The organism is Pseudoxanthobacter sp. (genome assembly GCF_036822375.1).
In the GTDB taxonomy this organism is placed as follows: Bacteria; Pseudomonadota; Alphaproteobacteria; order Rhizobiales; family Segnochrobactraceae; genus Pseudoxanthobacter.
The window spans coordinates 1-5,836 of record NZ_DAISHT010000208.1 but is presented as its reverse complement, the minus strand read 5'-3'; the positions used below and the strand labels follow the sequence as shown (position 1 = coordinate 5,836).

Below are 5,836 nucleotides of genomic sequence, written 5' to 3'. Positions count from 1 at the left end.
CGGCCATCGGCATCGCGGGCATGGACCGGCTGGTGCGCTTCAACGTCATCGCCACCTCGGGCCGGGCGGTGGAGGCGGCCGGCGATGTCGACACGCTGCTGCTCGACAAGACCGGCACCATCACCTACGGCAACCGCATGGCGAGCGCGTTCATTCCCGTGCCGGGCGTGAGCGAGAAGGCGCTGGCGGAGGCCGCCCTGCTGGCAAGCCTTGCCGACGAGACGCCGGAGGGCCGCTCCATCGTGGCGCTGGCAACCGGCGATCACGGCCTCGCGCTGCCGGCGCTGGTGCCGGATGCCGTCATTCCCTTTGCCGCCGAAACCCGGCTTTCCGGTGTGGACGCGGGGGGGCGGCGGCTGCGCAAGGGCGCCGTCGATGCGGTGCTGCGCTTCGCCGGCCTTGAGGAGGCGCTGGCCCCGGCGCAGTTCCGCGCTGCGGTGGAAGGCATTGCCCGCTCCGGCGGCACGCCGCTGGCGGTGGCCGACGGGGCGCGGCTGCTCGGCGTCATCCAGCTCAAGGATGTGGTGAAGCCAGGCATCAAGGCCCGCTTCGCGGAGCTGCGCGCCATGGGCATCCGCACCGTCATGGTCACCGGCGACAACCCGGTCACCGCGGCGGCCATCGCCTCGGAGGCCGGTGTCGACGATTTCCTCGCGCAGGCAACGCCGGAAGACAAGCTCGCCTTCATCCGCAAGGCCCAGACCGGCGGCCGCCTCATCGCCATGTGCGGCGACGGCACCAACGACGCCCCGGCGCTGGCGCAGGCCGATGTCGGCGTGGCCATGCAGACCGGCACGCAGGCCGCGCGCGAGGCGGCGAACATGGTCGATCTGGATTCCAGCCCCACCAAGCTCATCGAGATCGTGGAGATCGGCAAGCAGCTGCTGATGACCCGCGGTGCGCTCACCACGTTCTCGATCGCCAACGACGTGGCGAAATATTTCGCCATCATCCCGGCGCTGTTCATCGCCACCTATCCCGCGCTCGGCCGCCTCAACGTCATGGGCCTGTCCTCGCCGGAATCCGCCATCCTGTCGGCGGTCATCTTCAACGCCCTCATCATCGTGGCGCTCATTCCGCTGGCGCTGAAGGGCGTCGGCTGGCGCCCGGTCGGCGCGGCGGCGCTGCTGCGCCGCAACCTGCTCGTTTATGGCCTCGGCGGGCTGGTGCTGCCGTTCGCCGGCATCAAGCTGGTCGATGTCGTGGTCAGCAGCCTCCATCTGGTGTGATCGTCATGCTTCAGCAACTGCGTCCCGCCCTCGTGCTCACGGGGCTTTTCACCCTGCTGCTCGGCCTCGGCTATCCGCTGGCCATCACCGGCGTTGCCGGCGCGGCCCTGCCGTGGGCGGCCGGCGGCAGCCTCGTTCTGCGCGGGGGAACGGTGGTCGGCTCGTCGCTGATCGGCCAGCCGTTCAGCGAGCCGGGTTATTTCTGGCCGCGCCCCTCGGCAACCGCCGAAGCGCCCTATAATGCGGCGGCCTCGTCGGGCTCCAACCTCGGTCCGACCGCCGCGAAGCTGAAGGAGCGGGTGGCCGCCGATATCGCCCGCCTGCACGGCGCGGGCCTTGCCGGTGCGGTGCCGGCGGACGCGGCGACAGCCTCCGGCTCGGGGCTCGATCCGCACATTTCGCCGGCCTTTGCCCGCGCGCAGGCCGCCCGTGTGGCCGCTGCCCGCGGCCTTGCCCCGGCGGCGGTGGAGGCGCTCATTGCCCGCCACACCGAAGGCCGGCTGGCCGGTTTCATCGGCGAGCCGCGCGTCAATGTGCTAGAGCTCAACCTCGCCCTCGACCGGCACGAAAGCTGAGCCCGCGCCGATGCCGCCCGCGTCCGATGCCGAAATCCGGCCCGATCCCGATGCGCTGCTTGCCGCCGCCGGCCGGGCCGGCCGCGGCCGGCTGACGCTGTTTCTCGGCGCCGCACCGGGCGTGGGCAAGACATTTGCCATGCTCTCGCGGGCGCACAAACTCAGGGCCGACGGCGTCGATATCGTCGTCGGCCTTGCCGAAACCCACGGTCGCGGCGACACCGCGGCGCTGCTGACGGGGCTGGAGGTGCTGCCGCGCCGCCGGGTGGCCTACAAGGGCCGCAGTCTGGAGGCCTTCGACCTCGATGCCGCGCTGGCCCGCCGCCCGAAGGTGCTCATCGTCGACGAACTGGCGTCCAGCAACCCGGAAGGCGCCCGGCATCCGAAGCGCTTTCAGGATATCGGCGAACTGCTCGATGCCGGCATCGATGTGTGGAGCGCCCTCAACATCCAGCATCTGGAGAGCCTTGCCGACGTGGTGTCGGATATCACCGGCGTTGCGGTGCGCGAGCGCGTGCCGGACACGGTGTTGCAGAATGCCGATGACGTGGTGCTGGTCGATCTGCCGCCGGCGGAACTGATCGCCCGCCTGCGGGAAGGCAAGGTCTACCTGCCGCAAAGCGCGCGGCGCGCGGCCGAGCGCTTCTTCCGCCCCGGTAACCTGACGGCCCTGCGCGAACTGGCCCTGCGCCGCACCGCCGCCCGTGTCGACGACGACATGGTGGACTATCTGAAGGGCCACGCCATCGAAGGGGCGTGGGCCAGCGCGGAGCGGCTCATCGTCTGCATCGGGCCGGATACGCTGTCGGAAAAGGTGGTGCGGGTGGCAAGCCGGCTGGCCGCCGGGCTCAACGCGCCGTGGATTGTGGTTTCCGTCACCCGGCCGGACCGCGAGGCGCAAGACGGGCCGGCCGCGGCGCGGCTCGACGATCTCTTTCGTCTGGCCGAGCAGCTCGGCGCCGAAACGCGCCGCCTGACGGCAACCGATTTCGTTGACGAGGTGCTGCGTCTGGCCCGGCGCGAGCACGCCACGCAGATCGTCATCGGCGCCCCGCGGCGGCGGGCCTTTCTGCCCGGCAGCGCCGTGGCGCTGGCCGATGCGCTGGTGGCGCGGGCCGGGGGCATCGGCGTGCATCTGGTCACCGGGCCGGGCGGGCCGGCGACGGGGCCGGCCGCGCCGCGCCGCCCGCGGCTGCGGCCGGCGGGGCTTGCCGGCTCGCTGCTGGTCGCCGGCCTGTGCACCGCGGCCGCCACGCTCGGCGGTGTCGGGCTCGGCCACATCGTGCCGCTGCCGAACGTTTCGCTGCTGTTTCTGATGGCGGTGGTGGTTTCCGCTGTCGCGGCCGGTTATCCGGCGGCGCTGGCGGCGGCGGTGCTGTCGGGCCTTGCCTATAATTTCTTCTTCATCCCGCCGCTCTACACCTTCACCATTGCCTCGCCGCACGAGGTGTTTGCCTTCATTGCCTTTCTGGTGGCGGCGGTGCTGACGGGCGGGCTCGCCTCGCGGGTGCGCGATCAGGCGCGGGCGGCGCGGGCGCGGGCGGCGGCGGTGCAGTCGCTCTATGATTTTTCGCGCCGCCTTTCCGGCGCGGCCGGGGCCGACGAGGTGCTCTGGGCCGCGGTGTCGCAGCTTCACGGCCTGTTCGGCGGGCCGGCGGTGGTGCTGGCGCCGCAGGACGGGGCGCTGACGCTGGCCGCCGCCTGGCCGCCCGATGCCGAACTGAACGTGGCCGACACCAGCGCCGCGCGCTGGGCGTTCGAGCGCAACGAGCCGGCCGGCCGCCACACCGGAACGCTGCCTTCCAGCCGCTTTCATTTCCGCCCCATGGTGGGGCCGCACGGTGTTATCGGCGTCTGCGGCCTTGCTGCCGTGGCGATGACACCGGACCGGCTTTCCGACCGCATGCTGCTGGCCGTCATCGACCAGACGGCGACGGCCTTCGACCGCGCGCGCCTTGCCGAAGCCTCGCTGGCGCAGGCGGCGCGCCGGCAGGAGGAGAGCCTGCGCGAGGCGCTGCTGTCGTCGGTTTCTCACGATCTGCGCACGCCGCTGGCCACCATCACCGGTGCGGTGACGAGCCTGCGCCAGTTCGGCGCCGGTATGAGCGCGGAAAGCCGCGACGATCTGCTGGCCACCATCGAGGAAGAGGGCGGGCGGCTGTCGCGCTTCGTCTCCAACCTGCTCGACATGACGCGCATCGAGGCCGGCACGCTGGATGTGCGGCGCGACTGGATCGATGCCGGCGATGTGGTGGCGGCCGCGGCCGAGCGCAGTGCGCGCTATTTTCCGGCCCTGCAGGTGCAGACCGCCGTGGCCCCGGGGCTGCCGCTGATCCGCGGCGACAGCGTGCTGCTGGGGCAGGTGCTGTTCAACCTCATCGACAATGCCGCCAAATACGGTCGCGGACTGCCGGTGTGCGTTGAGGCGCATGGGGAGGGCGGGGCCGTGGTGATGGCCGTCACCGACCGCGGACCCGGCATTGCGCCGGCGGACCGGGAGAAGGTGTTCGGCAAGTTCTTCCGCCAGAGCCAGCCGGACGGCCGCCCGCCGGGCACCGGGCTGGGGCTTTCCATCGCGCGCGGCTTCACCGAGGCGATGGGCGGGCGCATCCGCGCGACCGATCCGCCGGAGGGTGTTGGCACGCGGATCGAAATCCGCTTTCCTGCCGGCGGCGAAAGCGACGGGCAGGGGCGGGCGCGATGAACCGGGATCGTGTTCTGGTGGTGGATGACGAACCGCAGATCCAGCGCTTCCTGCGCCCCGCCCTGACCGCCGCCGGTTATGCCGTGAGCGAGGCGGCCAGCGGGGCGGAGGCGCTGAAGGCGGCGGCGACGACGGCGCCCGATGTCATCATCCTCGATCTCGGCCTGCCGGACATGGACGGCAAGGAGGTGATCGGCCGGCTGCGCGGCTGGTCCGATGTGCCGGTCATCATCCTTTCCGCCCGCGACCGCGAGAGCGAGAAGATCGCCGCCCTCGATCTCGGCGCCGACGACTATGTGGAAAAGCCGTTCGGCATCGGCGAGCTGACCGCCCGCATCCGCACGGCCCTGCGCCACCGCCAGCGCGCGGGCACGCCGCCGGGGCGGCTTTCGGCCGACGGTCTGGAAATCGATGCGGAACGGCGCATCGTCAGCCGCGACGGCAGCCCCGTCCGGCTGACGCCGAAGGAATATGACCTGCTGCTGCTGCTTGCCCGCCATGCCGGGCGGGTGGTGACGCACCATGCGCTGCTGACCGCCGTGTGGGGGCCGGCCCATGGCGAGGATCTGCATTATCTGCGCGTCTTCATCGGCCAGCTTCGCCAGAAGATCGAGCGCGATCCGGCCCGCCCGGTGCTGATCCGCACCGAACCCGGCATCGGTTACCGCTTTGCCGAGGAAGGCTGACGGCACGCCCCGGCAAGGCCTCACGCGCTTGTGTGCGCGGGCGTGCACAGGCCGCGCCGATGTCGGTCCGCTGTGAAAACCTCGTCTTAATTCCCGTTGCTTATCCCTTGAGAACTATCGGTGTTCCCTGGGGTAAAAGAACCATGTCCGCTTCGAACCAGCCTCCGAGACCGGCCCACCCCGCCTCGCGCCCGGTCGCGCAGGAAGGCCGCGCGGGTGCCGCACCTTCGGGCGGGCGGCAGGCGCGGCCGGAGGATCAGGCATGGATCGATGCGGACTTCGTGCCCGTCTGGCTGCGCTCGTTCACCTTTCAGGGCAGCGCGCGTTTCACCCGCACGCCGGATCGCCTGCTGCGGCCGCCGGAGGAAGGCGATGAGGCGGCCGTTCAGCCCGCCCCGCGCCCGTCCGCGCCCGCGGCCGGCCCGGCTGCGCCCGCCGCAGACGAGGGCACGCCGCTGCCCCCGGCCGCGCACCGCTCCTACATGGAAGCCCTGAAGGCGGCGTTCTCCGCACCGCGCACCGCGGCCTCCGATGCCGGGCACCAGCCCCCGGCCGGCATGATGGCCGAAACCGCGGAACAGGCAGCGGCCGGCGAATGGCTGCCGGCCCCGGACGACGCGGGCCTGCCGGAAGAGCGCGTTG

At 71.7% G+C, this 5,836-nt stretch carries 4 protein-coding genes and 1 pseudogene; all 5 read left to right on the top strand.

Features of this window, described 5'->3' with window-relative positions:
* Positions 1-1,229, top strand: a 1,229-nt coding sequence (kdpB, locus tag V7067_RS14760; protein WP_334176666.1) for a potassium-transporting ATPase subunit KdpB, incomplete at its 5' end; no start/stop codon positions are given.
* 5 nt (positions 1,230-1,234) lie between these two features.
* Positions 1,235-1,804, top strand: coding sequence for a potassium-transporting ATPase subunit KdpC (gene kdpC, locus V7067_RS14755; RefSeq protein WP_334176665.1), 570 nt, complete (start codon positions 1,235-1,237; stop codon positions 1,802-1,804).
* 10 nt (positions 1,805-1,814) lie between these two features.
* Positions 1,815-4,508, top strand: coding sequence for a sensor histidine kinase KdpD (locus V7067_RS14750; RefSeq protein WP_334176664.1), 2,694 nt, complete (start codon positions 1,815-1,817; stop codon positions 4,506-4,508).
* Complete coding sequence (locus V7067_RS14745) at positions 4,505-5,194, top strand: response regulator transcription factor (protein ID WP_334176663.1); 690 nt, start codon at positions 4,505-4,507, stop codon at positions 5,192-5,194. The genes V7067_RS14750 and V7067_RS14745 overlap by 4 nt, the downstream gene beginning before the upstream one ends.
* Positions 5,195-5,337: 143 nt before the next feature.
* Positions 5,338-5,836 (top strand): annotated as a pseudogene (locus V7067_RS14740) (hypothetical protein); the annotation flags it as partial.